The sequence below is a fragment of the Xenorhabdus kozodoii genome (assembly GCF_002632875.1).
GTDB classification, from domain to species: Bacteria; Pseudomonadota; Gammaproteobacteria; order Enterobacterales; family Enterobacteriaceae; genus Xenorhabdus; species Xenorhabdus kozodoii.
This window is the reverse complement of sequence record NZ_NJCX01000007.1, coordinates 148,336-173,111: the sequence shown is the minus strand read 5'-3', so window position 1 is coordinate 173,111 and position 24,776 is coordinate 148,336. Positions and strand designations below refer to the sequence as shown.

The 24,776-nt window shown below is 45.4% G+C and carries 25 protein-coding genes and 2 pseudogenes; 17 read left to right on the top strand and 10 right to left on the bottom strand.

The window, feature by feature from the left end; all coding sequences use genetic code 11:
• A pseudogene (locus tag Xkoz_RS06600) lies at positions 1 to 87 on the top strand (IS5/IS1182 family transposase); the annotation flags it as partial.
• A gap of 114 nt (positions 88 to 201) precedes the next feature.
• Here the strand turns inward: Xkoz_RS06600 and Xkoz_RS06595 are convergent.
• From Xkoz_RS06595 to greB, 3 genes are all read right to left on the bottom strand, one after another.
• Entirely contained in the window at positions 202 to 1,266 is a 1,065-nt protein-coding gene (locus tag Xkoz_RS06595) for an ATP-binding protein (RefSeq protein WP_244183413.1), read from the bottom strand.
• The gene (gene ompR / locus Xkoz_RS06590; protein WP_099141409.1) at positions 1,263 to 1,982 is read right to left on the bottom strand and encodes an osmolarity response regulator transcription factor OmpR; all 720 of its coding nucleotides are present in this window, start codon (positions 1,980 to 1,982) and stop codon (positions 1,263 to 1,265) included. Before ompR ends, Xkoz_RS06595 begins: the two co-directional genes overlap by 4 nt.
• A 228-nt stretch (positions 1,983 to 2,210) precedes the next feature.
• A complete protein-coding gene (gene greB / locus Xkoz_RS06585; protein WP_099141419.1) occupies positions 2,211 to 2,693 on the bottom strand; it encodes a transcription elongation factor GreB in 483 nt (160 codons plus the stop codon).
• Between the two features lie 265 nt (positions 2,694 to 2,958).
• Between greB and Xkoz_RS06580 the strand changes: the two genes are divergently transcribed.
• From Xkoz_RS06580 to Xkoz_RS06560, 5 genes are all read left to right on the top strand, one after another.
• Complete coding sequence (locus Xkoz_RS06580) at positions 2,959 to 5,295, top strand: Tex family protein (protein ID WP_099141408.1); 2,337 nt, start codon at positions 2,959 to 2,961, stop codon at positions 5,293 to 5,295.
• Between the two features lie 310 nt (positions 5,296 to 5,605).
• Entirely contained in the window at positions 5,606 to 6,130 is a 525-nt protein-coding gene (locus Xkoz_RS06575; RefSeq protein WP_099141407.1) for a pyridoxamine 5'-phosphate oxidase family protein, read from the top strand.
• Positions 6,131 to 6,455: 325 nt separating this feature from the next.
• Positions 6,456 to 6,683 carry a ferrous iron transporter A gene (gene feoA / locus Xkoz_RS06570; RefSeq protein ID WP_099141406.1) on the top strand — a complete coding sequence of 76 codons (228 nt, stop codon included), beginning with the start codon at positions 6,456 to 6,458 and terminating at the stop codon, positions 6,681 to 6,683.
• A 136-nt stretch (positions 6,684 to 6,819) separates the two neighbouring features.
• The gene (feoB, locus tag Xkoz_RS06565) at positions 6,820 to 9,132 is read left to right on the top strand and encodes a Fe(2+) transporter permease subunit FeoB (RefSeq protein ID WP_099141405.1); all 2,313 of its coding nucleotides are present in this window, start codon (positions 6,820 to 6,822) and stop codon (positions 9,130 to 9,132) included.
• 22 nt (positions 9,133 to 9,154) lie between these two features.
• Positions 9,155 to 9,394: a FeoC-like transcriptional regulator gene (locus tag Xkoz_RS06560; protein ID WP_099141404.1), complete on the top strand. Its 240-nt coding sequence runs from the start codon at positions 9,155 to 9,157 to the stop codon at positions 9,392 to 9,394.
• A gap of 52 nt (positions 9,395 to 9,446) precedes the next feature.
• Here the strand turns inward: Xkoz_RS06560 and Xkoz_RS06555 are convergent.
• Positions 9,447 to 9,530 (bottom strand): annotated as a pseudogene (locus Xkoz_RS06555) (IS200/IS605 family transposase); the annotation flags it as partial.
• Between the two features lie 124 nt (positions 9,531 to 9,654).
• The gene (fabF, locus tag Xkoz_RS06550) at positions 9,655 to 10,929 is read right to left on the bottom strand and encodes a beta-ketoacyl-ACP synthase II (RefSeq protein ID WP_099141403.1); all 1,275 of its coding nucleotides are present in this window, start codon (positions 10,927 to 10,929) and stop codon (positions 9,655 to 9,657) included.
• Positions 10,930 to 11,652: 723 nt separating this feature from the next.
• Between fabF and emrA the strand changes: the two genes are divergently transcribed.
• Positions 11,653 to 12,840: a multidrug efflux MFS transporter periplasmic adaptor subunit EmrA gene (gene emrA, locus Xkoz_RS06545; protein ID WP_099141402.1), complete on the top strand. Its 1,188-nt coding sequence runs from the start codon at positions 11,653 to 11,655 to the stop codon at positions 12,838 to 12,840.
• Positions 12,830 to 14,362 carry a DHA2 family efflux MFS transporter permease subunit gene (locus Xkoz_RS06540; protein WP_422646081.1) on the top strand — a complete coding sequence of 511 codons (1,533 nt, stop codon included), beginning with the start codon at positions 12,830 to 12,832 and terminating at the stop codon, positions 14,360 to 14,362. Before emrA ends, Xkoz_RS06540 begins: the two co-directional genes overlap by 11 nt.
• A gap of 34 nt (positions 14,363 to 14,396) precedes the next feature.
• Here Xkoz_RS06540 and Xkoz_RS06535 read toward each other — a convergent pair whose 3' ends face one another.
• Positions 14,397 to 15,239, bottom strand: coding sequence for a helix-turn-helix transcriptional regulator (locus tag Xkoz_RS06535; protein WP_099141401.1), 843 nt, complete (start codon positions 15,237 to 15,239; stop codon positions 14,397 to 14,399).
• Positions 15,240 to 15,467: 228 nt separating this feature from the next.
• Here Xkoz_RS06535 and Xkoz_RS22595 point away from each other — a divergent pair, with 228 nt between their 5' ends.
• Entirely contained in the window at positions 15,468 to 15,674 is a 207-nt protein-coding gene (locus Xkoz_RS22595) for an OsmC family protein (protein WP_244183412.1), read from the top strand.
• Entirely contained in the window at positions 15,652 to 15,921 is a 270-nt protein-coding gene (locus Xkoz_RS22590) for an OsmC family protein (RefSeq protein ID WP_244183411.1), read from the top strand. The genes Xkoz_RS22595 and Xkoz_RS22590 overlap by 23 nt, the downstream gene beginning before the upstream one ends.
• A 206-nt stretch (positions 15,922 to 16,127) precedes the next feature.
• On the opposite strand, the gene Xkoz_RS06525 is transcribed toward Xkoz_RS22590, so the two are convergent.
• The 3 genes from Xkoz_RS06525 to bioH form a co-directional block, all read right to left on the bottom strand.
• Entirely contained in the window at positions 16,128 to 16,625 is a 498-nt protein-coding gene (locus Xkoz_RS06525; RefSeq protein WP_422646082.1) for a GNAT family N-acetyltransferase, read from the bottom strand.
• Positions 16,625 to 16,903, bottom strand: coding sequence for a type II toxin-antitoxin system TacA family antitoxin (locus Xkoz_RS06520; RefSeq protein ID WP_099141399.1), 279 nt, complete (start codon positions 16,901 to 16,903; stop codon positions 16,625 to 16,627). Before Xkoz_RS06520 ends, Xkoz_RS06525 begins: the two co-directional genes overlap by 1 nt.
• A gap of 180 nt (positions 16,904 to 17,083) precedes the next feature.
• A complete protein-coding gene (gene bioH, locus Xkoz_RS06515) occupies positions 17,084 to 17,857 on the bottom strand; it encodes a pimeloyl-ACP methyl ester esterase BioH (protein ID WP_099141398.1) in 774 nt (257 codons plus the stop codon).
• 42 nt (positions 17,858 to 17,899) lie between these two features.
• Between bioH and gntX the strand changes: the two genes are divergently transcribed.
• The 7 genes from gntX to Xkoz_RS06480 all read left to right on the top strand — a co-directional run bounded on the left by gntX (position 17,900) and on the right by Xkoz_RS06480 (position 24,141).
• Positions 17,900 to 18,583, top strand: coding sequence for a DNA utilization protein GntX (gene gntX, locus Xkoz_RS06510; RefSeq protein WP_099141397.1), 684 nt, complete (start codon positions 17,900 to 17,902; stop codon positions 18,581 to 18,583).
• Between the two features lie 59 nt (positions 18,584 to 18,642).
• Positions 18,643 to 19,218: a Fe-S biogenesis protein NfuA gene (nfuA, locus tag Xkoz_RS06505; protein WP_099141396.1), complete on the top strand. Its 576-nt coding sequence runs from the start codon at positions 18,643 to 18,645 to the stop codon at positions 19,216 to 19,218.
• Positions 19,219 to 19,406: 188 nt separating this feature from the next.
• Positions 19,407 to 19,730: a thiosulfate sulfurtransferase GlpE gene (gene glpE, locus Xkoz_RS06500; RefSeq protein ID WP_099141395.1), complete on the top strand. Its 324-nt coding sequence runs from the start codon at positions 19,407 to 19,409 to the stop codon at positions 19,728 to 19,730.
• A gap of 47 nt (positions 19,731 to 19,777) precedes the next feature.
• Positions 19,778 to 20,629 (top strand): rhomboid family intramembrane serine protease GlpG, encoded by an 852-nt coding sequence (gene glpG / locus Xkoz_RS06495; protein ID WP_099141394.1) that lies wholly within the window; start codon positions 19,778 to 19,780, stop codon positions 20,627 to 20,629.
• Positions 20,630 to 20,714: 85 nt separating this feature from the next.
• The gene (locus tag Xkoz_RS06490; RefSeq protein ID WP_099141393.1) at positions 20,715 to 21,473 is read left to right on the top strand and encodes a DeoR/GlpR family transcriptional regulator; all 759 of its coding nucleotides are present in this window, start codon (positions 20,715 to 20,717) and stop codon (positions 21,471 to 21,473) included.
• Between the two features lie 248 nt (positions 21,474 to 21,721).
• Positions 21,722 to 23,215 carry a glycerol-3-phosphate dehydrogenase gene (glpD, locus tag Xkoz_RS06485; protein WP_099141392.1) on the top strand — a complete coding sequence of 498 codons (1,494 nt, stop codon included), beginning with the start codon at positions 21,722 to 21,724 and terminating at the stop codon, positions 23,213 to 23,215.
• A gap of 365 nt (positions 23,216 to 23,580) precedes the next feature.
• Positions 23,581 to 24,141 (top strand): GNAT family N-acetyltransferase, encoded by a 561-nt coding sequence (locus Xkoz_RS06480; RefSeq protein WP_099141391.1) that lies wholly within the window; start codon positions 23,581 to 23,583, stop codon positions 24,139 to 24,141.
• 18 nt (positions 24,142 to 24,159) lie between these two features.
• Here the strand turns inward: Xkoz_RS06480 and Xkoz_RS06475 are convergent, their stop codons facing one another.
• Positions 24,160 to 24,729: an amidohydrolase family protein gene (locus Xkoz_RS06475; RefSeq protein ID WP_208615216.1), complete on the bottom strand. Its 570-nt coding sequence runs from the start codon at positions 24,727 to 24,729 to the stop codon at positions 24,160 to 24,162.
• Positions 24,730 to 24,776: the final 47 nt, after the last annotated feature.

Genomic DNA, 24,776 nt, shown 5'->3' with positions numbered 1-24,776 from the left:
ATAGCCACTCGCTATGCAAAAAATAGCGCGTCTTTTCTTGCCGCAGTGCAAATCCGTTGCCTTGTTCTTTGGCTGAAAATCTCATGACGACATCGTCTAGTGCAACTGGAGATAACACGCTTGGCAAAAGAAAAACCGCTTTCACTTAAACAAGCGGTATTAAAGTTCCAGCAGTACCTTATTCTTCGTTGAATGCAATTCTCATGTTGCACTCAATGGAATATAGACGCGAATGGATAGCCCCCCTCTTTCACTGCTCCCCACCTGAATCTCTCCCCCGTGGAGATCAATGATACGGCGTATGATCGCCAGCCCCAGCCCCACACCGCTGTTCATTTCACTTCTATGACGGTTGTGATGACTGTTGCAAATATTGTAGCGCTGGAGGCTATAGGGTCGAAAGCCTTGCATAAACGGCTGGAATAAAACCGCGGCTTCTTCTTTCGTCATTCCTGTACCGTTGTCCTCGACCTGAAACCAACCAAATTTTTCTGTTGAGCCACTACTGATGCGTATCCAGCCATTGCCATAACGTCGGGCATTCGTGAACATATTGCTCAGGACACGCTTGATGGAAAGGGGATGGGCTAAAATGAAAATCGAACCGGTCGCTAAGCGATTTTCAATCTCTGCATCTGCCGCACAACGCTGCTCTGCTGTAATTACCTCTTCAAGCAGCCCATTCAATTCACAACATGTTATCGGCATCTCCTGCCCCACCCGCTGATAATCAATGAACTGATCAATCATGGCATTGCACTCTTCAATATCCTGATGAATGGATTCCGTCAGAAAATCGTCTTTTCCCTCCATCATTTCCATTGCCAGACGAATGCGGGTAAGCGGGGTGCGCAGGTCATGGCTCACGCCAGCGATTAATACCGCCTGATCACTTTCCTGTGATTTCAGTTCCGTTGACAACTGGTTAAGTGCCCGAATCATGGAACGAATAGCGGGCGTCCCCATTTCAGGCAATGATGCTCCCCTTCTTCCCTTTCTTATGTTGATGACGGTTTTTTGCATGGCCTCCAAAGCCTGTTTCTGGATAGCAGAATATCGCCAGAACATCACGCACATGGACAATGCCACCGTAAAGACACTGATAAAGAGATAGGGAAATACTGCGTTAAAAGGGAACTCTTCTAACACCACTAGCAACAAGGTGACTAAAGCGCTGAACAGCAAGCTGCCCAGCACCCAATACAGGATATGGGAAAACAAAATACGCAGAGAAAGCCAAGACTTTTTCACACTGGGCTTTTTCATGCCTTGCTTCCATCAGGCACAAAAACGTATCCCAACCCCCAAACTGTCTGGATATAACGCGGATGGGTGGGATCTTCTTCAATCAGACGACGCAGGCGGGAAATCTGGACATCAATAGAGCGTTCCATTGCACCGTATTCTCGTCCCCTGGCCAAACTCATCAATTTATCCCGTGATAATGGCTCACGTGGATGAGAAACCAACACTTTCAGCACGGAAAACTCCCCACTGGTCAAAGGTAACAATTCATCTTGATGAAACATTTCACGTGTTCCGAGATCAAGTTTAAATTTTCCAAACTTGATTACCGCGTCATCCGGCGTCGGCGCACCCGGCAATTCATTGGCTTGTCGCCGCAAAACAGCTCGCATACGGGCCAACAATTCACGCGGGTTAAAAGGCTTAGCCAGATAATCATCGGCGCCAATTTCGAGTCCAACAATCCGATCAACCTCTTCCCCTTTCGCGGATATCATGATGATTGGGATCGAATTATGCTGGCTTCTTAGCCTTCGACAGATAGACAATCCATCTTCGCCTGGCAACATTAAATCCAGGATAATCAATTGAATAGATTCTCTGGTCAATAAACGATCCATCTGCTCTGCATTTGCTGCGCTACGCACTTGAAATCCCTGATCGGATAAGTAACGTTCCAATAACGCCCGCAAGCGCATATCATCATCAACAACAAGGATCTTATAACTCTCTTGCATGTTTCAGCTCCCAAGATGCTCCATGCCCGCAACATCCATCACTTTCACAGAAAACCCATAACGCCAATAGAGAATTAGCCGCATGTATTTTAAGGCCACTCATGGCATTAGCAATCATTGCTTATGCTTCGGTTTTCTATCCTTGTTCTCCCTATTTCCGTCAACGCCTATTTCCGTATAACTTATCTTTCCGTACAACTTATCTTTTCATACAACAATCGCCATGACTTATGCCAAAGGCTGATAACTAATTTCCAGTATCCAGTAAGTCACCACGCCATTGGGCGTCATCACCGTGACTTCATCCTCAACCTGCTTACCCAGTAACGCCCTTGCCACCGGTGAATCAATGGAGATCCATTTTTTGGCCGGCTCGAATTCATCCGGTCCCACCAAACGAAAAATCTGTTCTTCCCCATTCTCGTTTTCAACTTTTACCCATGCCCCAAAAAAGACTTTCCCTTCTTGTCGCGGGTCAGGATCGACAATTTGCAATACATCCAGGCGTTTGGACAAAAAACGTACCCGGCGGTCAATTTCCCTTAACCTTTTTTTACCATAAATGTACTCTGCATTCTCTGAACGATCCCCCAACGCAGCCGCATCTGAAACAGCCTGTGTGACTTTAGGACGTTCAACTTTCCAAAGATATTTCAGTTCCTGATCAAGCGCATGCCACCCCTTTCGGGTAATATAGTGACTCTTGGCCATGAAAAAACTCACTTGAGAAAATATGATTAATGGCGGAGTACTATATCTCATCACCCCAACCCCAACCCAGTAGATATTTGATGAATTCCATTGCAACATGACCGAAATATCGCGCTAAACTGGAAATTATCGTGCGCAGCACGTATAAATGGAGCCAGTTTGAACCATGCCGATATTATTTCAGATGAAATTTGATCTTATCCGGCTCTGTCTAACGATGTCTCAAGACGTCTACAGGCCCTAAGGAAGTTGAAGAAAACAGACTATGAATGAATCTTTAAGTCGAATCATTGCCAGTGAGCTACAAGCTCAACCACAGCAAGTCCAGGCTGCCATCACCCTGCTTGATGAGGGAAACACCGTTCCCTTTATCGCCCGTTACCGTAAAGAGGCCACCGGTGGCCTGGATGACACACAGCTTCGCCAACTCGAAAGCCGTCTTGGTTATCTGCGTGAACTGTCGAGCCGCCGTCAGACTATTCTGAAATCGATTGAGGAACAGGGAAAGTTAACAGTTGAGCTTGCAGACGCGATTAACGCTACGCTGAGCAAGACCGAGTTGGAAGATCTGTACCTACCTTATAAACCTAAACGCCGTACTCGTGGACAAACGGCCATTGAAGCCGGATTGGAGCCGCTGGCCGATCTGCTATGGCAAGATCCGCAACAAGAGCCAGAGCTGGCAGCCGCCGCCTATGTTGATGCTGACAAGGGTGTTGCGGACACCAAAGCGGCATTGGATGGCGCACGTTATATCCTGATGGAGCGTTTTGCCGAAGATGCCGCTTTGTTGGCGAAGGTACGTGAATATTTATGGAAAAATGCCCATCTGGTCGCCAAGGTTGTCGAAGGCAAAGAGGAAGAGGGTGCCAAATTCAGCGATTATTTCGATCACCACGAAGCCATCGCCACAGTGCCTTCTCACCGTGCCCTGGCGATGTTCCGTGGACGCAATGAAGGCATTTTGCAACTCGCTTTGAATGCCGATCCGCAATTTGAGGAAGCCCCCAAAGAGAGCTACTGCGAACAGATTATTACCGATCACCTTAACCTGCGCCTGAACAATGCACCGGCTGACAATTGGCGCAAAGTGGTGGTGAGCTGGACGTGGCGCATCAAGGTGTTGCTGCATCTGGAAACCGAATTGATGGGCACGCTGCGCGAGAAGGCCGAAAACGAGGCGATCAATGTATTCGCCCGTAACCTGCACGACTTGCTGATGGCGGCACCGGCGGGCATGAGCACAACAATGGGATTGGATCCAGGCCTGCGTACCGGGGTAAAAGTCGCCGTGGTTGATGCAACCGGCAAACTACTGGCCACCGACACCATTTATCCACACACCGGACAGGAAAATAAAGCGGCAGCCACCGTCGCAGCTTTGTGCACCAAACACCAAGTGCAATTAGTGGCAATTGGCAACGGCACCGCCTCCCGTGAAACCGAGCGTTTCTTTGCCAACGTCCAGAAACAGTATCCTGACGTCACCGCCCAGAAGGTCGTGGTCAGCGAAGCGGGAGCCTCTGTCTATTCCGCGTCTGAATTGGCGGCCCAAGAATTTCCTGATTTGGATGTTTCCCTGCGTGGTGCCGTCTCTATCGCCCGCCGCCTGCAAGATCCGCTGGCTGAGTTGGTGAAAATTGAACCAAAATCCATCGGGGTGGGTCAATACCAGCATGATGTCAGCCAAACCTTGCTTGCCAAAAAACTGGATAACGTGGTTGAAGACTGTGTAAACAGCGTCGGTGTTGACCTGAATACTGCCTCTGTCGCCTTGCTGACTCGCGTTGCTGGCCTGACCCGTACCGTCGCCCAAAATATCGTGAACTGGCGCGACGAAAACGGACGTTTTGGCGACCGTAACCAACTATTGAAAGTTAACCGTCTGGGACCCAAAGCCTTCCTGCAATGTGCGGGCTTCCTGCGCATCAATCAGGGTGATAACCCTCTGGACGCTTCAACGGTTCACCCGGAAGCCTATCCTGTGGTTGAGAAGATCCTGGTCACCACCAAGCAAACCTTGTCTGAATTGATGGGTAACCCGGCTAACCTGCGTCATTTGAACGCGCAGGCGTTCACCACAGAAAAATTCGGTATTCCAACCGTCACGGATATCCTGAAAGAGCTGGAAAAACCAGGTCGCGATCCACGTCCTGAATTTAAGACAGCCACATTTGCCGATGGCGTTGAAACCATGAACGATCTGCAAACAGGCATGATCTTGGAAGGTACTGTCACTAACGTGACCAATTTCGGTGCATTTGTGGACATCGGTGTCCATCAGGATGGCCTGGTCCATATCTCCTCTCTCTCCGATCGCTTTGTGGAAGATCCACACACCGTGGTCAAAACCGGCGACATCGTGAAAGTGAAAGTCATGGATGTTGATCTCAACCGCAAACGTATTGCACTGACGATGCGTCTTGATGAGCAACCCGGCGAAACACAAGCACGCCGTGCCCCTCAAGGCGGTAACCGCCAAGAGCGCAACCGCAACAACAGCAACAATGGCAAAAACCGCCATAATTCGCGTTCAGGCTCCGCGCCTTTAAACAGCGCCATGAGCGATGCATTGGCCGCGGCCTTTAACAAAAAACGTTAATTAATATGACGTAAATGATTTCCTGGACTGGTGCCATTGTGCCAGTTCAGGATTTTTAATATCCGAAAAAAGCCCTGATTTTCATTATTATGATTCTATTTATTGCTGACGTTATAAATTTGAATGGGTGATGACATCTGCATATTTTAATGAATACTTCGTATAATCATATTGCAATAAATCTCATCATAATGGGAACTGATTGAATCACATAAAAATATAAACCCTCCATAATATCCTAATGTTCTTTTAACCAATGGGTTATTAAATCCCAGAAATAAAGAACATATTCATACTGTTGAGGAAAACCATGAATAAATATATCCAAAGCAGTTTTGATCTACTCAGCAATATCCGTTTCTTTAACCTTTCCACTCATAATCCAGATGCCGATTCCGTCTGGTCATCGACGATGTTCTATATTCCGAAATATAACCCACTGACACTCATCTGGTATTCAAAGCAAGATACCCGACATTCGCAAGAATTACGTATCAATCCCCGTGTCAGCGGCACAATCTACCGTAGTCGAGTCTTGCCTGAATCAACGCTGGATCTGGCGGGTGCTCAATTCCTTGGTTATGCTCGTCAGGTTCCCGATGAGCAACTACAGGAAACTTATGATTATTTTTTCTTAAAAACGTATCCTGATGAAAATATCAGAAAGAAAAAAGCGCGTCCTATCAGTGATTATCAAGGCCACGCTATACGCCGTTTCTATGCGTTGGAAGTTCAGGCATGGTGGCTATACGATTCGGATGCCTGGAGCCAGCATCAAGATGATGAACGTGTGCAGGTTTCATTGAGTGAACTGCTTTCTCCGCCAAAAAGTTAATAAAAACCAAGAAATTATTGGTTAAATTAATGAAAAAATAATAATCAATAAGTCCTGTTTATTAACAGGGCTTATCAATGAAAAAATTTTCCGTCAATTCAATAATCTTGGGCATGGTTTATTTCCCATAAATTTACCATTAATTTGATTCATATCAATTCATTCCGCATTATCTAATGTAAATGGTTAATATCGCAATTGCGTATTATTATCATTAACAATTATAATTCAGAGGAATTACCATACTTTTTCCTTGTGGTTATCCCTTTATTGAGGATAATAATTCTTATAATCACTTATTTTTTCAGTTCTAATGGAGAGTTATATGGTTCTTATTCCAGAACGTAGATATAAAATTCTGGGATTTTCTCCAGAGATTACCCCAGCTTACCGACAAAAATTACTGTCACTCGGCATGTTACCGGGTTCAACATTTCAGGTCATTCGCTTCGCTCCATTGGGCGATCCAATACAAATCGAAACACGCAGAGTCCACCTGACGCTTCGTAAACAAGACCTGGCATTTCTCATGTTGCACGAAGATCTGAACTAGCACGGTGCCAGATCGATTGATTTCAAAAATGACCATTACCCATACCGTTTTATAACCAGAGTACTCAAGTATAACCAGAGTACTGAAAGTATAACCAAGGGGCGGAATACGCTTTCCTTGATTGGCAGAAAGTATGATGAAACAATTAACTATAGGCCTGATTGGTAACCCCAATGCCGGCAAAACAACGCTTTTTAACCAGCTTACAGGCTCCCGCCAACGAGTGGGAAACTGGGCGGGTGTTACGGTAGAACGCAAAACCGGCCATTTTGCTACTGATGACCATCAGGTCGCTCTTGTCGACCTTCCTGGCACTTATTCTCTTACCACTATTTCTGAGCAAACCTCCATTGATGAACAGATTGCCTGCCACTATATCCTGAGTGGTGAAGCGGATATGTTGATCAATGTTGTTGATGCGTCGAATCTGGAGCGTAATCTCTATCTCTCATTGCAATTGATTGAGTTAGGGATCCCCTGCATCATTGCACTGAACATGCTGGATATCGCCCAAGGTCAACACATCAATATTGATATTCCCGCACTGGAGAAACACCTTGGCTGCCCGGTTATTCCGCTGGTTTCAACCCGTGCTACAGGCATCGATGTCCTGAAAAAAACCATCGATAATTACCCACGGAATAGCAGCCCTGTACAGGTTGATTACCCTGATGCGTTATTGCAGGAAATTTCCAATCTTTCCAGCCAGATCACAGAAAAGTTCACGCCACAACAGCGTCGCTGGCTGACTTTGCAAGTCCTGGAGGGGGATATTTACGGCCGTGAGGTATCCGGCCTGACTCACGCACAGTTGGCGGAAAGCAAAGAACGCTTAAAAAAACAGCAAATTGAAGAGACAGACCTCATCATTGCAGGCTCCCGTTATCAAACCATCAGTGAAATTTGTCTGGCCGTGATTGATACCCATGCCGCCATACCAAACAAACTGACCCAAGCGTTAGATACCGTTATCCTGAATCGCTGGTTAGGATTGCCTATTTTCCTGTTTGTCATGTACCTGATGTTTGTGCTCGCCATCAATATCGGTGGAGCCTTGCAGCCTATCTTTGATGGCGCTTCCACCGCTATTTTCATTGATGGAATGCAATGGCTCGGCTATACCCTCCATTTCCCGAATTGGTTGACAGTGTTTCTTGCACAGGGAATTGGTGGGGGCATCAACACGGTACTGCCGTTGGTTCCCCAAATTGGCATGATGTACCTGTTCCTCTCTTTTCTGGAAGACTCCGGCTACATGGCCAGGGCGGCGTTTGTAATGGACAGGCTGATGCAGGCAATGGGATTGCCGGGTAAATCCTTTGTACCCTTGATTGTGGGCTTTGGTTGCAATGTGCCTGCCGTCATGGGTTCAAGGACACTGGATGCCCCTCGTGAGCGCTTGATTACCATCATGATGGCGCCGTTTATGTCCTGCGGAGCCAGGCTGGCGATCTTTGCTGTCTTTGCCGCGGCTTTCTTCGGCAAAGATGGCGCAAGTATCGTTTTCTCCCTGTATATCCTGGGGATTGTCATCGCCATTCTGACAGGGCTGCTGCTCAAATTTACAATAATGCGGGGTGAAGCCTCACCATTTGTAATGGAGCTGCCGGTCTATCACGTTCCCCACGCCAAAACGCTGCTGCTCCAGACATGGCAGAGGCTGAAAGGCTTTGTTATACGCGCAGGTAAGGTGATTGTCGCCGCGAGTATGTTGATTGGCGCCCTGAACAGTTTTTCCTTCTCCGGCAAGACCGTCGATAATATCAACGAGTCAGCGCTAGCTTCTGTCAGTAAGGTGCTCACCCCTGTATTGCAACCTATCGGTGTACATACCGATAACTGGCAAGCAACCGTTGGGCTTATCACCGGAGCGATGGCAAAAGAAGTGGTTGTGGGAACCTTGAATACCCTATATACCGCAGAAAATCTTACTCAAGATTCATTCAACCCAGATGAATTTAATTTACTGGATCAGCTAAAAGACGCGGTCGCAGAAACTTGGGATAGCCTGAAAGAAACCTTCACATTAAGTGCGCTTTCCAACCCAATAGAAGCCAGCAAAGGCGATGGCAATATGGATCGCAGCTCGATGGGAACCATGAGCGCCAAATTTGGCTCTGCCATTTCCGCTTACAGCTATCTGATTTTCGTGCTGCTATACGTGCCGTGCGTTTCCGTTATGGGAGCCATTGCCCGTGAAACCAGCCGTGGCTGGATGACCTTCTCCATTCTGTGGGGATTGAACGTCGCTTACTCTCTGGCAGCCCTGTTTTATCAAATCACCACGTTTTCAGCGCACCCACAAAGTAGCTTGATCACTATTCTGGCCGTGATTTTGTTTAACATTCTGGTCATTATTGGCTTACGCCGCGCACGCAGCCGGGTTACGGTGACATTCAACAACGCCACTGACCGTAGTTGCGAATGCTCAGACAATAGCTGCCACTAACTGGAGCCATGAGGTGCCATAAATGATGAACCTGCTAAAAATCAGAGATGCGGTTGCCCTCAATGGGCGAACTGATGCCAGGGCATTGAGCCATCAGTTTTCAGCACCACTACCGATGGTGGAAGCCATGCTCAGGCAGCTTGTCATGATGGGTAAACTGGAGGAAGTGGATATTTCCTCCTGCCTCAGTGGAGGCTGCAAACAGTGTCCAGAAACACAAAAATGTGACACTAAAGCGTATCAGCTTCCAGTCAAAAAATAAGAAATCACCTGCTTTATGAAATTCATAAGGCAGGTGATTTCCCTTTATCTATCAGCAAGTTATATCTATATTTCGTTACCCACACAAAATAATATTCAATTTGGAATACAATATGACTGCTGTAGCTGCAATCCACATTGCATCTTTCATACAACACAGTATTGCAGCTAAAGCTGACCGACTACAGGCAGTGGTTTTAACTTTTCATATGGAAAAATAAATTGATGTCACGCCTCAGCACTGACACTTAAGGACACAGCCTAACCCAGCCAGCGTTTTAGCAAGATGCTGGCGTTGACCCCGCCAAACCCAAAGCCGTTGGATAACGCATAGGTGATTGCCATGGGCTCAGCCTGGTTGGCTACCAAATGTAAACCGGCAGCGGTGGGATCAGGGTTATCTAAGTTAAGGGTTGCCGGGGCGATCTGATCGCGTAACGCTAGTGCAGTGAAGATAGTTTCCAACCCACCTGCGGCGCCCAGCAAGTGTCCAGTAGCTGATTTGGTTGAAGTAACAGCAATGTTGCCGTCGGTACCAAACAGGTGTTTGATCGCATTAATCTCACCTATATCGCCCACTGGTGTAGAAGTAGCGTGGGCATTGAGATGTTGTACTTGTTCGGGGCGTACCCCCGCCTGTTTTAAAGCGTTCTTCATTGACCGATACGCGCCATCCCCATCCTCAGGCCCTGAGGTCAGATGATAAGCATCCGCACTAGTGCCGTAGCCGACAATTTCAGCCAGAGGCTCCGCGCCACGTGCAGTAGCATGTTCCAACGTCTCAATTACCAGCATACCGGCCCCTTCGCCCATCACAAAACCGTCACGGGCACCGTCAAAGGGACGTGAAGCCTGTGCTGCGGCAGTGGCAGGGGCGGTTGACATGGCTCGGGCTGCGGCGAAACCACCTAGGCTGACAGTATCAATCGCCGCTTCTGCACCACCACACAGGGCAATATCCGCTTCACCACTGCGCAGTATGCGCACAGCATCGCCAATGGCCTGAATCCCAGCAGCACAGGCAGTAACGGGCGCGCCAATCGGCCCTTTAAAACCATGTTTGATAGAGACGTGACCCGCTGCCAGATTGACTAAAAACGAAGGGATGGTAAAAGGAGAAAGGCGTTTTGCTCCACGGGTATCAGTGGTGCGTACTGCTTGAGCGATCGCCGGAAAACCGCCAATCCCCGAAGCAATAACCGTGGCAGTACGCTCTTGTTTATCCGATGTATCGGCAACCCAACCTGCTTGGAGAATCGCTTCATCAGCGGCAGCCATGGCCAGCAGAATGAAGCGATCCATTTTCTTTTGATCTTTCGATGCAACACTTAGGTCAGGATTGAAACCGGCTTCGGCATCTTCTGCCATATTTGGTACTTGGCCACCCACTTTTACCGGTAAATCACCAGCAATAGCATCGGGTAATGCACGAATACCTGACTGCCCAGCCAGCAGACGCCGCCAAATATTTTCTACGCCACAGCCTAAAGGAGAGACGGCACCCATGCCGGTAATAACGATTCGACAACTGTTCATGTCATGATGGTTCCTTGTAGTTTAAACAGACCCCTATCAGTGATGCGGGCGTAGCGAACCACCGATACCAATTAAATAAGTTTACTGTGGTCAGAAGCTTCAGAATTTTCTTTCATATAGGAAGGATTCGCGTTTTTCTACCATGTTATCAGTAAGCATTATTCGAATGCGGCAAAGAAATTAGCTTACAAATGTAAGCTGAAAAAGTCAAACCAGCCCTGGTTAAATCCGTTCAACCGGTTCTGGTTACTATTTGCAATTAACTATTTTATAGCGTCACCATTTACTTTCTTTATTTTTCATACCATTCGGTCGATTTGAACATGTATCCACCTTAGCCAGATTATTCAATCCAATCACATCCTTAAGTTATAAAGTAAATATATTGAGTACCTTTTATACCAATCGCCTTTCAAGATGCGTCTTATATCTCCCCGCGTAGCGGGGAGATATAAACACTCTCGTTGGTTTTCAAACGGCAACTTGAAGTTAGATTGGTATAGAAATTAGCAGGCAGAATTCCTAAACATGAAATTTACTCTATGAACGGTGTCTTCATTTGAATCATATGAAATGAAAAAGCTAAGAAAATGATGACAGTTGCGCTGATTTCTCATTTGAGCTGAAAGGTAAATTTATTATAGGAAAAATATGAATGCCTAGCGATAGCATATCAGTATAAATTTTGAACGCGCTTATTAATTGAATTAATCGGAGTCAAACATGGGAAATAATCAAGTAGAAACAATGCCTGAGCAACCACAAATAAAAAATAATAAGAAAAAACGTAAAATAATACTTTCTATTATTGTATTACTTTTTTTGTTTGCTGGTGTGGCTTACCTATTTTACTGGTATACCGTCTTGCGTTTCTACCAGTCAACAGATAATGCTTATGTTGTCGGTAATCAAGTTCAAGTCATGTCACAAGCCCATGGTAGTGTGAAAAATATTTATGTTGATAATACCGATTTTGTTCAACAAGGTGACCTTTTATTAACCTTAGACAGCACCGATGCTGAGAATACCTTCGAGAAGAGTAAGCATGTATTAGCTCAAGCCGTGCGTGAAACACAAAAAAGCATCCTTAGTAATCCTAAACTTCTGACAAATGTGGAATTAAAACAGCTCACCTTAGACAAGTTAAAAAGTGATCTAGCGCGACGGGAAAAACTGGGTAAGGTCAATGTCATTGCTGTTGAAGAGCTGGAGCACGCCCGTAAGGCTGTCGATATTGCCAAAGCAGATTTAAAAGTCGCCATGCAACAGTACAAAATTAATCAAGCGTTGGTCATGGGAACACCACTAGAAAAGCAGCCTAATATAGAAAAGGCTGCATCCAATTTACGGGAAGCCTGGTTGTCCCTGCAACGTACCAAAATTTACGCTCCGGTAAGTGGATATGTATCACGTCGCAGTGTCCAAGTCGGCGCCCAAATCAATCAATCTACGCCATTGATGATAATCGTCCCTTCTAACCAATTATGGGTTGAAGCGAATTTTAAGGAAGTACAGTTCACTAATATGCGCCTAGGGCAACCCGTCAAGTTAGTCAGCGATTTTTATGGTGATAGCGTTATTTATCAGGGGCGCGTTACAGGTATGGATATAGGAACCGGCAGCGCTTTCTCTATTCTTCCCGCCCAGAACGCGACAGGTAACTGGATTAAAGTGGTACAGCGCCTCCCTGTACGCATTGAATTACTCCCAGAACAAGTTGCCCTCAACCCATTGCGGATCGGTTTATCAATGCATGCAACCGTTGATACCAGAAAAACAGAAGGTACAACCCTGGCTAACAAAACTTCGCAGCGGATTATTTACCAAACGGATGTGCTTTCATTCGAGAGTCAAGAAGCAGATGAAATTATTGAACAAATCATAAAGAACAATGCAAGCCATGAAAATTAAGGATCACACAGCTATGGAACCTTTATCATCCAACCAGCGCTGGTGGTTAATCCTGTCTCTCGCGATTATCGCGTTTCTGCAAATCTTGGATTTGACGATTGCTAACGTAGCATTGTCAACTATTGCAGGTGATCTTGGATCATCCGTGTCACAAGGCACTTGGGTTATCACGTCATTTGGTGTTGCTAATGCGATCTCTATCCCCTTGACGGGTTGGCTGGCAAAACGGATAGGGGAAGTGCGACTGTTTGTCATTTCGACCGTGCTTTTCATTATTTCTTCTTGGCTATGTGGCATATCCAATAGCCTTGAAATGCTCATTGTTACCCGAATTATACAAGGCGCAGTTTCAGGTCCCATCATACCTTTATCGCAAAGCTTACTACTGGCAAATTTTCCTAAATCTCAACACAGTATGGCTTTGGCCATTTGGTCTATGACCGTCATAATCGCCCCTGTTTGTGGGCCTATCCTCGGTGGATGGATTAGCGATAACGTCCATTGGGGATGGATTTTCTTGATCAACGTCCCCATCGGTTTGATCGCTATTTTTGTTACTTACGTACTGTTAAGTCAGCGCGAAACAAAAACTGAGGTTATCCCGGTTGATAAAGTGGGCTTGGCTCTACTCGTTGTTGGTGTTGGTTGCTTACAACTGATGCTGGACAGGGGGAAGGAACTCGATTGGTTTAATTCCAACGAGATCATGGTACTGGCTATCATTGCAACGATAGGTATTATCCTGTTTGTCATTTGGGAATTGACAGATGATAATCCGATTGTGGATTTGTCCCTGTTTAAATCGCGTAATTTTACGATAGGTACTATTTGTATCAGTTTGGCATTTCTATTGCATATTGGTGTCCTAGTCTTACAGCCCCAGTTATTACAGACAGTTTTTGGCTATACCGCTACCTGGGCAGGGTTTGCATTAGCGCCTCTCGGCATTCTTCCCATTTTTCTAGCTCCGGTTATTGGTCGATTTGGTGCTAAAATTGATATGCGCTATTTAGTCACCCTTAGCTTTATTGTCTTCTCTTTCTGCTTTTTTTGGCGAGCACATACTTTTGAGTCTGGAATGGATTTTTCCAGCGCAGCATGGCCACAATTTGTACAAGGGATAGCGATTGCCTGTTTCATCATGCCACTCAACGTGATTATTTTATCCAATATTCCCCAGGACAAAATCGCTACAGCAGGAAGCTTGTTTAACTTCTTTCGAACCCTGGCGATATCGATAGGTACATCGTTAACGAATACATTGTGGTCTCGACGTGAAGCGGTTCACCATTCCCAGCTTACTGAAAACATCATACAAAACAACGTCCTTGTTGATTTAGCTTATCAGGATATCAAGCTATTGGGATTATCTGACCTACAGACAACCGCTTTTCTCGCGAAGAAAATCACTAACCAGAGTTTAATTCTGGCAGCTAACGAAATTTTCTGGCTCTTTGGTTTTATTTTTCTAGCACTAATCTTGATTCTTTGGTTGGCCAAATCGAATTTATCGCCTAAATAATTCGGAGGTTTACTTCTTTTTCATCATGCTGACTTTATCTCTCAGCAATATTATGTACTGCTTGTTTATTGATGTTATAGAGGCATTGCGCGGTGTTACAGCTAAACTTGAGGTTTTGTTGAATAATATGCTTAAGATCAGAAGGACGTATTCCATAAGCCATCTTGCATGTTCGGCTAAAATGAGCTGTATCAGAAAAACCACAGTTATTAGCAATCGATGTTAAGGAGTCCGTCATTTGAATTTCCTCAATAGCGTCACTTAAGCGTAACCATAGCAAGTAAGCACGAAAATTAATTCCCACTTGATCGCGGAAAAGATGTAAAAAACGGCTTTCAGAAAGGTAAATTTTATCAGCGACTTGACGGGATGAAATCCGTTTTACGGATAGCGATTCGATAAACGCAACCGCTTTCAAAATACGTTTATCAAACCGACAGTGGCATGGCAGGTGTGGTCTAAGCAATAGGTAAGCAGTGAATGTATCTGGTTTTTCACCACAAAGGAACATCCTTACGAGATAATTTGTGACTGCCACAATGTCATCATGCCCTAACGAAATGATATCCAGATCTTCTGTGAGATGGCTAAATAAATGGTAGTGCTCATCAATCGGTTCAATGAGCAGCGTAATGCTACAGGTATTGGATGAATCTAGCTTATGCATTACGTTTGAGCGAATCAGAAAGCCATGGGAGGTATGAGTCTTATCCTGTATTGATAAGGTCAATAACTCATGATTATGTAGGGATAGGCTGAGCTGAATACAAGGATGTTGATGCCACTCAGTTGACACATTGTAAAGAAAATTTAATTCATGAGTGGCGTATTTGTATTGCTGGATAAACTTAGGGGCGGCTGAAGTATCTGATAGCATAGCCTCAATCCTTATCAACAACGCAGTGGTGAGTGAAAGTGATCGAACTTCATTTGCAACTCTCTTTACATTAATCTTATCGCTGATATACAGTTAACAAACAACAGTAGCAAGACTACTGGTTCAGGGCAAGAACGTGAAAATTTTTTAATCAAATATAAAAATCATCTCTTTATTATCATTATCTGACATGCGGTATTCCTATATTAATAACCTGAGGATAGTAACATGCCTAAAGAGTTATTCACTGCAACCGTTGAGTCCATTGGCAATCTTAAAATGAAATGCTCAGCGCGAGATTTTACCTTCCATGTAGACGAACCCAAAAGCCTGGGTGGAACCGATGAGGCGATGAATCCAGTGGAAGCATTACTTTCTGCATTCGGTGCATGTCAGTGCATGTCAGTGCATTGTGGCAAAAAGTTTTGCCCGTAAGCATAAAATCAATTTGATCGATATTCAGGTCAAAATGGAAGGGGAACTGGATACCGATGGTTTCACCGGTAGAAATAAAAACGCCAAGATGGGATTTTCAAAAATCACCTCCAGGTTTTATGTTAAAGCCGATAATACTGAACAAGAGATCCGCGATTTTATTGCCTTTGTCGAAAGTAACTGCCCTGTTCTCGATACTCTTGTTAATACACCGGAATTTGTAACCGAGATTTATTCAAATAAATAAACAGGCAGAACAAGGTGGTAAACGTCTTTTATTTCGACTGAACTAAATCGTATCAGGAATGGAATATACCAATCCAACTTCAAGTTGCATCCCGCAACCTATGAGAGTGTTGATATCTCCCTATGCAGCGGGAGATATCAGACTCATCTTGAAAGGCCGCGGGTATAAACAATATAAGTTGTGCCGTTTATTCCATTTTTTGGTCATTAGCTATCTGTACAGGCTCCCTTTAAATCGGTAAGTGTAGCCATCAATAGCATAGGGTCTAAAGGCGATGGTTCAAATCCGGTAGCTTCATAAAATGATTTTGCTTCATCTGAAAGTGCATGAATTATCATGCCACGAACCCCAATAAGATCAGCGGCTTGTATTACCCTTAAAGCAGCGTCTTTCACCAATGCTCGCCCCACTCCTCTTCGCTGCAATTTCCGATCAACCGCCAAACGTCCCAGAACGACAACCGGTATTGGATTAGGCATATTCCGCCTAAAATGACCAGGTGCAGAATCAATGATAATGGCGCTTGCTGCCAGAGAATAGTAAGCCAGCACTCGATTTTCATGACATACAACATAGGTTTTTGATGCGCCCGTTAAGTTATTTTTTAGCGCGCGATGTTTCAGCCATTGATCGAGTGTAACAACTCCTGAATCAAAGGCTTCCAGATGATGATAGTCAGCCAGAAGCTTCGGTTCCGAAATTATCATAATTCTTTACCCCAGGGCGTTTCCATTTGCATGGTTTCTCGTAACTGTTTATTGGGTTGGGGTGGCATGTCCAAACGAGCCAAAAACTCGGCATATGCTTCTGGATTGGCAATGATAATTGCCTGCTCAATCAATGTCTCTTCTGCCATACGGCAAGCTGCTTCCAGCATAAAATCGGTGCGGTTTTTCCCCTGAATGGCTGCTGCTCTGTCTATCAGGTTCCGAATTTCTGGCTTAATACGAATATTTAATGTGTCACGTTTTGTTGTTTGCATAATTCACCTCAAAGTGAATGAATTGTGGTTAAGAATACCACCCACAATTGTAATGTCAAAGTCATTACTATTGTGGTTTTTGTGTTCGCATTTATCGTTTAAATTCCCTCTCTGCTATTGCTCAAATTATCCATAGCTTGTGGGCTAACATCAGAGAGGAAGAATAGTGATCAGCAATTATCATCCAACATCAGCAGTAAAATTCGTTAATATTTCAACAAATTCATCAGGATGGGAAATAAAAGGAGCATGGGCAGCGTTGCGCATGATAACGGAGTGCGTATGTGGCCATGCCTTATCAAGCTGCGAGGCAATTTTACGCGGCACTAATCCATCAAGATAACCATAAAGGCGCAGGAAAGGTAATTGAAGTTGGGACAATTCCGCCCTTAAATCGTCAGTGCGCAGGATTTCCAAACCGGCATTTAGCACTTCAACGGTTGGCATTGGCTGGTTCAGTATCACTGATTTCAGTACCCGGGCATCCTGACGCGCACTGTCTGTTCCCAACGTCTGCAAAGCCAGAAAACGTTCAACCGTCTTTTGAAAATCAGCACGTAATTGATGCTCAAATGCACTCAAGACCTCCGGTTTAATGCCCGGCCAATCGCCATCCGCACTAAATTTCGGCGAAGATGCCACGGTGATCAAACCCGCAACCTGTGTCGGATGATCCAACGCAATCCGGCTCGCCACCAATCCGCCTAAAGACCAGCCCAGCCACACGGCATTTGCTGGCGCTCGCTGCCATACCACCTCTGCCATGTCCGCCAGTGACATCGCCGGATACGGTTGGCTACGCCCATAGCCGGGCAAATCCACCAGATGCACACGAAAATGCGAAGCCAATCGCATTGCCACTGGACGCCAAACCTCAGCGTTTAATCCCCATCCGTGCAGCATCACAAGATCACGTGGTGCATCGCCAATTGTCTGCCAAAACAACGGATTCATTGTTATTCTCTCTATTATTTGTGGTCACCAAGGAAGGAAACTATGCTAACAATGGTTGGATACTGTTGGCTATGCCAACAACATTTGTATTTTGCCCATCATGGGATCTGCGATATCTGCCACCATCATTTACAGCGGCTGCAACATGTCTGCCCGCGCTGTGCACTCCCTTCTGTATCCGGCAACCTTCCCTGTGGGCGATGCATAAAAAATCCCCCGGTGTGGCAATACTTGATTGCCATTACAGATTACACGCCACCATTAAGCCAGCTTATTCAACGATACAAGTATCACAATACCCCACAACTCGCCCCCGTGCTGGCGCGCTTGTTTTTGCTGCATTGGTTACAGGGCTATCGTGAAGGCCGCTGGCATAAGCCAGATCGCATACTGGGCATTCCCCTGCATCGCAGAAAACGCTGGCAACGCGGGTTCGATCATATTGATCTCATCACCCGCTACCTCTCACATTGGCTGCAATGTCCCTATCAACCCGATTTTTTGCAACGTTCACGTGCTACACTCACGCAACGAGGCTTATCGGCCGCCCAGAGGAGAATCAATCTTAAGCAGGCCTTTCAATTGCAGGGGGATGTTGCCAACCAACATGTCGCGATTTTTGATGATGTGATTACGACAGGCACAACACTGCATGAGGCCTCACAGTTGATGATTCGTGCTGGCGTTCGCTCGGTACAGGCTTGGGCGATATGCCGAACCTTGTAGTTCCTTTATAAATGGGCGTATTATAACCAACTAGAACAGTCAACTATTGAGCAAATGTCATGATTAATATTACTGAAGCAGCGCAAGCGCATTTTGCCAAGCTACTGGCAAATCAAGAACCGGGTACACAGATCCGGGTTTTTGTCATTAATCCAGGAACGCCAACCGCTGAATGCGGCGTTTCCTATTGCCCACCGGATGCTGTTGAAGCCACTGACACCGAATTGAAGTTCGATCAACTTTCTGCTTATATTGATGAAATTAGTGCCCCTTTTCTGGAAGAAGCCGTCATTGATTTTGTGACCGATCAATTGGGTTCCCAACTGACACTGAAAGCCCCAAACGCCAAAATGCGTAAGGTAGCAGATGATGCCCCATTGATTGATCGTGTTGAATATGTCTTACAATCGCAGATCAATCCACAACTGGCAGGGCATGGGGGGCGTGTTAGTCTGATGGAAATCACCCATGAAGGCTATGCTATTTTGCAATTCGGTGGTGGATGTAACGGCTGTTCAATGGTCGATGTCACCTTAAAAGAGGGAATCGAAAAGCAGTTATTACAGATGTTCCCGGAATTAAAAGGCGTGAGGGATCTGACTGAACACCAGCGCGGTGAGCATTCATATTACTAATTTTTCATCCTTGTTTTGACACGTTTTACCGTGATAGTTTTTTTACCCTTTTTTGTTTCTAACATTTTCTAGCTCTATTTCTACGCCTTCCCAATGGTCATATTGGGAAGGCGGTCAATTCATATCAGACGGCTATTAAGAAATGAACCTATTGAAAATGAAAATTTGAGAAACTACGTTGAGTATTTATGGACCATTTTCAAACGATAACTTCTGAACAGGCTTACCAATATTGGCTCGATAAAACCGCAGTCATGGTGGATATCCGCGATCCACAAAGCTTCCATGCCGGACACGCAACCGGTGCGTTTCATCTCTCAAATGAGACAATAAATCGCTTTCTACAGGAAGCCGATTTTGACCAACCCGTCATGGTGATGTGCTACCACGGCCATAGCAGTCAGGGAGCAGCACAATACCTGATCAATATAGGCTTTGAGACGGTTTATAGTGTCAATGGTGGCTTTGAAGTCTGGCAAAGGGACTATCCTCACGCTGTCCAGACCCAATGACGCTTTAGTGCAATTAACGCCAACTTAAGGCAGAGATAAGACGAGTAATGATCTATATCACCTCAATATCCAACCCTCGACTGGCTCAGGCCTTTATTGATTATATGGCGACGCAGGGCATTCATTTGACCATGCAGCCTACCAATGAGCCGCCATTAGTTGAACTCTGGTTAGAAGACGATAGCCAACGCAGTCGGGTTGAACAGGAGCTGCGCCACTTTGCTCATGATCCACTCAATGAACGCTATCAGGCGGCAAGTTGGCAAACGGGCAAATCTGTCAGCCCCTTCAAGTATCACAACAGCCTGAACTTGAATACGCTCAAAAGCCAATCTGGTCCGCTGACGATTGCCATAACCCTGCTCTGTATCCTCGTCTACCTCTGGACGATCATGGCAGGTATACCGGATGTCATGAACAGCCTGGCGTGGCCGACTAACAGCAACCAATATCTGGAGTTATGGCGCTGGCTCAGCCCTGCCCTATTGCATTTTTCTCTGACACATCTCCTCTTTAACCTTGCATTATGGTGGTATTTCGGCAGCCAGGTAGAGCGGAAGATTGGGAGAGGCAAACTTTTTGAAATCACGATAATATCGGCGATTTTCAGTGGTTGGGCGCAATCATTGTTCAGCGGATCTCACTTCGGGGGATTGTCCGGTGTCGTCTACGCCCTGATCGGGTATGTTTGGCTAACCGGTGAACTTTCTCCCAAACGTGGAATTAGTGCTCCCAGAGGATTAATCGCTATCTCTGTCATTTGGTTATTGGTTGGCTATTTCGATCTATTTTCATTAAACATCGCCAATGCCGCCCATGTTGCAGGATTAATTATCGGGTTATTGATGGGGCTATGGGATAATTTGCGTAAACAAAAAATGCCAAACAAGCCCCAATAAATTTCAGGTTTCAGCATCGGTTTGAAATAGAAGGGGATAATTTTGGTCAACGATAATTCATCTATGCAAATATTAGGGGAATTTTGTGAAGCAAACTCAGCGACATGATGCAATAATCGAGCTAGTGCGCCTTCAAGGTTATGTCAGTACTGAAGAACTGGTTGAACATTTTGATGTCAGCCCGCAAACGATCCGACGTGATTTAAATGATCTCGCAGATAAAAATAAAATCCAGCGTCATCACGGCGGTGCCACCTTGCCATCCAGCTCTGTCAACACCGCCTATCATGATCGTAAGATCATGTGGTCGAATGAAAAAGCCCGTATTGCACAACAAGTTGCCACCCAAATTCCAGACGGCGCCACCTTGTTCATCGATATTGGAACAACGCCAGAGGCTGTGGCATATGCCTTGCTAAACCATCGCGATTTACGGATTGTCACTAACAATCTCAACGTCGCTACCCTGTTTATGGGTAAAGAAGATTTTCGCCTGATTTTAGCGGGCGGTGAAGTGCGCTCCCGCGATGGCGGCATCATTGGTGAAGCAACGCTAGATTTTATCTCCCAGTTCCGCCTTGATTTCGGCATTCTTGGGATCAGCGGCATCGATAGTGATGGCTCACTGCTGGAATTCGATTACCACGAAGTCCGTACCAAACGCGCCATTATCGAAAATTCCCGTTGCGTCATGCTGGTTGCCGACCATTCAAAATTTGGCCGCAGTGCCATGGTTAATCTCGGTAACATGAATCTGATTGATTTTTTGTTCACGGATAAAGCACCGCCTACCAGCATCCAGAAAATTATCGAGCAACACAGCGTCAAGCTGGAGTTGTGCTAATCACTTTTTAGGTAATAATTTCCCCACCTGAGATCCTTCTGGTGGGGAACGCCCATCAATATTCCCTCTGTAAATTTGTATCCCACAAAATCCTTATTAATCTTATGTATATGATACGATTTTGTTACCCATATCACGTGAATATGTTTTTCCTAAGTTAATGGTTGGCGATTGATGATTTTTTAATTACAATCTTTGAGCGAAAACGAACATTAAAGAACTGTTTCGAACATTTCAAAGGGGATGCAATGGAAACCAAAGACTTGATTGTAATAGGCGGCGGAATTAACGGCGCTGGTATCGCAGCAGATGCTGCTGGCCGAGGACTTTCTGTCCTACTGTTGGAAGGTCAAGATTTGGCCAGCGCAACGTCATCTGCCAGCTCTAAGCTGATCCACGGTGGCCTACGCTATCTGGAACATTATGAATTCCGGTTGGTCAGCGAAGCACTGGCAGAACGTGAGGTACTGTTAAAACTGGCTCCCCATATTGCATTCCCGATGCGTTTCCGTCTACCACATCAACCACACCTGCGCCCAGCGTGGATGATCCGCATTGGCCTGTTCCTGTACGATAACTTAGGCAAACGTGTTAGCTTGCCAGGCAGTAAGGGGCTGAAATTTGGTGCAAACTCAGTGTTGAAATCCTCTATCACTCGTGGCTTTGAATACTCCGACTGTTGGGTGGATGATGCCCGTCTGGTTATTCTGAATGCACAGGAAGTGCAAAAACACGGTGGCGAAGTCCGTACCCGCACCAAGGTCACCCGTGCATGGCGTGAAAATGATTACTGGATGGTTGAAGCCACCGATTTGAAAACGGGCGAAACCCATACATGGCGGGCGAAAGGCTTAGTTAACGCCACTGGCCCGTGGGTGAAAAATTTCTTCGATAACGGTCTGCAACTGAAATCGCCTTATGGCATCCGTCTGATAAAAGGCAGCCATATCGTTGTGCCTCGCGTTCACGATGAACCACAGGCTTATATTCTGCAAAACGAAGATAATCGTATCGTGTTTGTCATTCCATGGAATGATGAATTTTCCATTATCGGTACGACAGATGTTGAATACAATGGCGATCCAAAAGAAGTCAACATTGACGATAATGAGATCAATTACTTGCTGAAAGTCTATAACGACCACTTTAAGAAACAACTTGGTCGCGATGATATTGTCTGGACTTACTCTGGCGTGCGTCCCCTGTGTGATGATGAATCCGATTCACCACAAGCGATCACCCGTGATTACACACTGGATGTACAGGATGAACAAGGCCAGACACCATTACTGTCCGTATTTGGCGGTAAGCTGACCACTTATCGTAAACTGGCTGAACATGCCGTGGATAAGCTGGCACACTACTACCCCAATGCAAGCAAGGCATGGACTAAAAACGGCAAATTACCCGGTGGTGAGTTGGAAGGTTGTGATCGCGATGGCTATGCGCGTCTGCTACGCCAGCGGTATAACTGGTTGCCAGAAGGTGTGGCCCTGCGTTATGCCCGTACTTACGGCAGCAACAGCCAAATCATCCTGAACGGCGCAGAAGCATTGGCTGACCTCGGCGAATGTTTCGGTCATGGTTTATATGAAGCAGAACTGCGTTATTTGGTTGAACACGAATGGGTCATAGCGCTGGATGATGCTATCTGGCGCCGTACCAAACTGGGCATGTGGCTGACCGATGAACAAAAACAGCGTGTCGCCGACTGGCTGGCACAAAACGCCAAAGCCGCTTAATTGTATGCAAGATTGATTTCGAAAATGGCGATAGTAATGGTCGCCATTTTTCTTTTCAGTTCATGCCTATCATATTGGTATTTTCTCGCTCATCCCAGTCCGAAAACGATCGTGAATTTTCGAAATCAACCATCCCTATTTTCTATGGTTATCCCCTTAATTTTTATTTAATTCAACTGGCTGTTTAACCTACCTATTTTTATCATCGTGATAGTATGCTGAATAACAATTCAACATCGTAAGACACTTCGTTATTCCTCTCGCCGCTAGGAGTGAAAGTCAGGGATCTTCATCAATATCCGTGTCTCGCTATGATGAAAAGATAATTAGAAATCAAATCTGAGCCAGAAATATTGGAGATATCCATGTTAATGATTCGGGATGCAACGATAAAAGACGCTAGATTGCTCTCCTTACTACTTGAAACGAGCTATCGTTTCCACTTTTCCTATCTATGGTATGACCAAGATGAATTGGAAGAGTACATTGTGAACGAGTGTTCCGTAGAACAAATATCGGTTTCATTACAATCGCCTGATCACCGATGGTTTATCGCCGAATCCCATGCCATCGGCCAAAATATCACTACTCCAACAAATACAAGTTATTCCAACATTGTTGGATTTAGTAAGATCGTCTTAAATCAACCTATTCCCGATAAAGACTTCACCGGGATCTATTTGCATAAACTTTATCTGATGCCAAAGCTCACCGGACAAAAATATGGTGATCAATTATTTGAACATGTGGTGAAATTTGGTTATGAACACGCGCAAAAGTGGCTTTGGCTGGAAGTCTTGGCGCAGAACACGTTTGCCATCAAATTTTATTTAAGGCAGGGGCTGAAACGGCAAAAAGAGATTATTTTTTCCAGCCCCAAACAGCAAAGCACCATGCACATCATGGCTAAAAAGCTATCCGATTAGATCGCAGGAACCCACAAATTAATGCTGTTTTTTCGGCGTATATGCGTGTTTGTGCAACTCTTTTTCTATTTTTGCAATCTCTGATTCGTAATTCAAAAATCGGGATCGCAGATCCTGTAACGCTGACGATTTTTCATCCGGCGATAAAAAAGAGTATCGGATGCTGTTAAACACCGTTTTTTTGATAGTGGCATAGGATGGCTTGTAGGTTGTGACAAAAATTAAAAATTCATGGGTGAGGTCACCACGAGAAACCCCTGGATCATCGCTGGATATCACAAAAGGCACGCCATAACGCTGATAAAGTTTTATCGGGTGCGCGTTTCCCTTAACGCCAAGAATGAAATCGTTACTCGTCAGGTTAATTTCAACCGGAATTTCCTTTTCTCTCAGTACCCGAAGTAACGCCAATGCATCCACCTCCCTGGCAATATCAACACCATGACCGATTCGATTTGCCCCTGCGATCTCTACTGCATATCGAATGTGATTTGCCAGATACTCTGGCGGAACCATTCCACTCGCCAACTCCCCTGCATGCAAAGATAAATGAACATCGGGGAAACGATTTTTTAGATACCGAAACATCAGCATGTACAACTTGTAGTCACGAAGAGCGATATAGCCATCCTCCG

What these genes read in the sequence shown, in the direction of transcription:
- Xkoz_RS06595 (WP_244183413.1), bottom strand. Translation starts at nt 1,266, where the DNA reads ATGAAAAAGCCCAGTGTGAAAAAGTCTTGGCTTTCTCTGCGTATTTTG.
- ompR (WP_099141409.1), bottom strand. Translation starts at nt 1,982, where the DNA reads ATGCAAGAGAGTTATAAGATCCTTGTTGTTGATGATGATATGCGCTTG.
- greB (WP_099141419.1), bottom strand. Translation starts at nt 2,693, where the DNA reads ATGGCCAAGAGTCACTATATTACCCGAAAGGGGTGGCATGCGCTTGAT.
- Xkoz_RS06580 (WP_099141408.1), top strand. Translation starts at nt 2,959, where the DNA reads ATGAATGAATCTTTAAGTCGAATCATTGCCAGTGAGCTACAAGCTCAA.
- Xkoz_RS06575 (WP_099141407.1), top strand. Translation starts at nt 5,606, where the DNA reads ATGAATAAATATATCCAAAGCAGTTTTGATCTACTCAGCAATATCCGT.
- feoA (WP_099141406.1), top strand. Translation starts at nt 6,456, where the DNA reads ATGGTTCTTATTCCAGAACGTAGATATAAAATTCTGGGATTTTCTCCA.
- feoB (WP_099141405.1), top strand. Translation starts at nt 6,820, where the DNA reads ATGAAACAATTAACTATAGGCCTGATTGGTAACCCCAATGCCGGCAAA.
- Xkoz_RS06560 (WP_099141404.1), top strand. Translation starts at nt 9,155, where the DNA reads ATGATGAACCTGCTAAAAATCAGAGATGCGGTTGCCCTCAATGGGCGA.
- fabF (WP_099141403.1), bottom strand. Translation starts at nt 10,929, where the DNA reads ATGAACAGTTGTCGAATCGTTATTACCGGCATGGGTGCCGTCTCTCCT.
- emrA (WP_099141402.1), top strand. Translation starts at nt 11,653, where the DNA reads ATGGGAAATAATCAAGTAGAAACAATGCCTGAGCAACCACAAATAAAA.
- Xkoz_RS06540 (WP_422646081.1), top strand. Translation starts at nt 12,830, where the DNA reads ATGAAAATTAAGGATCACACAGCTATGGAACCTTTATCATCCAACCAG.
- Xkoz_RS06535 (WP_099141401.1), bottom strand. Translation starts at nt 15,239, where the DNA reads ATGCTATCAGATACTTCAGCCGCCCCTAAGTTTATCCAGCAATACAAA.
- Xkoz_RS22595 (WP_244183412.1), top strand. Translation starts at nt 15,468, where the DNA reads ATGCCTAAAGAGTTATTCACTGCAACCGTTGAGTCCATTGGCAATCTT.
- Xkoz_RS06520 (WP_099141399.1), bottom strand. Translation starts at nt 16,903, where the DNA reads ATGCAAACAACAAAACGTGACACATTAAATATTCGTATTAAGCCAGAA.
- bioH (WP_099141398.1), bottom strand. Translation starts at nt 17,857, where the DNA reads ATGAATCCGTTGTTTTGGCAGACAATTGGCGATGCACCACGTGATCTT.
- gntX (WP_099141397.1), top strand. Translation starts at nt 17,900, where the DNA reads ATGCTAACAATGGTTGGATACTGTTGGCTATGCCAACAACATTTGTAT.
- nfuA (WP_099141396.1), top strand. Translation starts at nt 18,643, where the DNA reads ATGATTAATATTACTGAAGCAGCGCAAGCGCATTTTGCCAAGCTACTG.
- glpE (WP_099141395.1), top strand. Translation starts at nt 19,407, where the DNA reads ATGGACCATTTTCAAACGATAACTTCTGAACAGGCTTACCAATATTGG.
- glpG (WP_099141394.1), top strand. Translation starts at nt 19,778, where the DNA reads ATGATCTATATCACCTCAATATCCAACCCTCGACTGGCTCAGGCCTTT.
- glpD (WP_099141392.1), top strand. Translation starts at nt 21,722, where the DNA reads ATGGAAACCAAAGACTTGATTGTAATAGGCGGCGGAATTAACGGCGCT.
- Xkoz_RS06480 (WP_099141391.1), top strand. Translation starts at nt 23,581, where the DNA reads ATGTTAATGATTCGGGATGCAACGATAAAAGACGCTAGATTGCTCTCC.
- Xkoz_RS06475 (WP_208615216.1), bottom strand. Translation starts at nt 24,729, where the DNA reads ATGTTTCGGTATCTAAAAAATCGTTTCCCCGATGTTCATTTATCTTTG.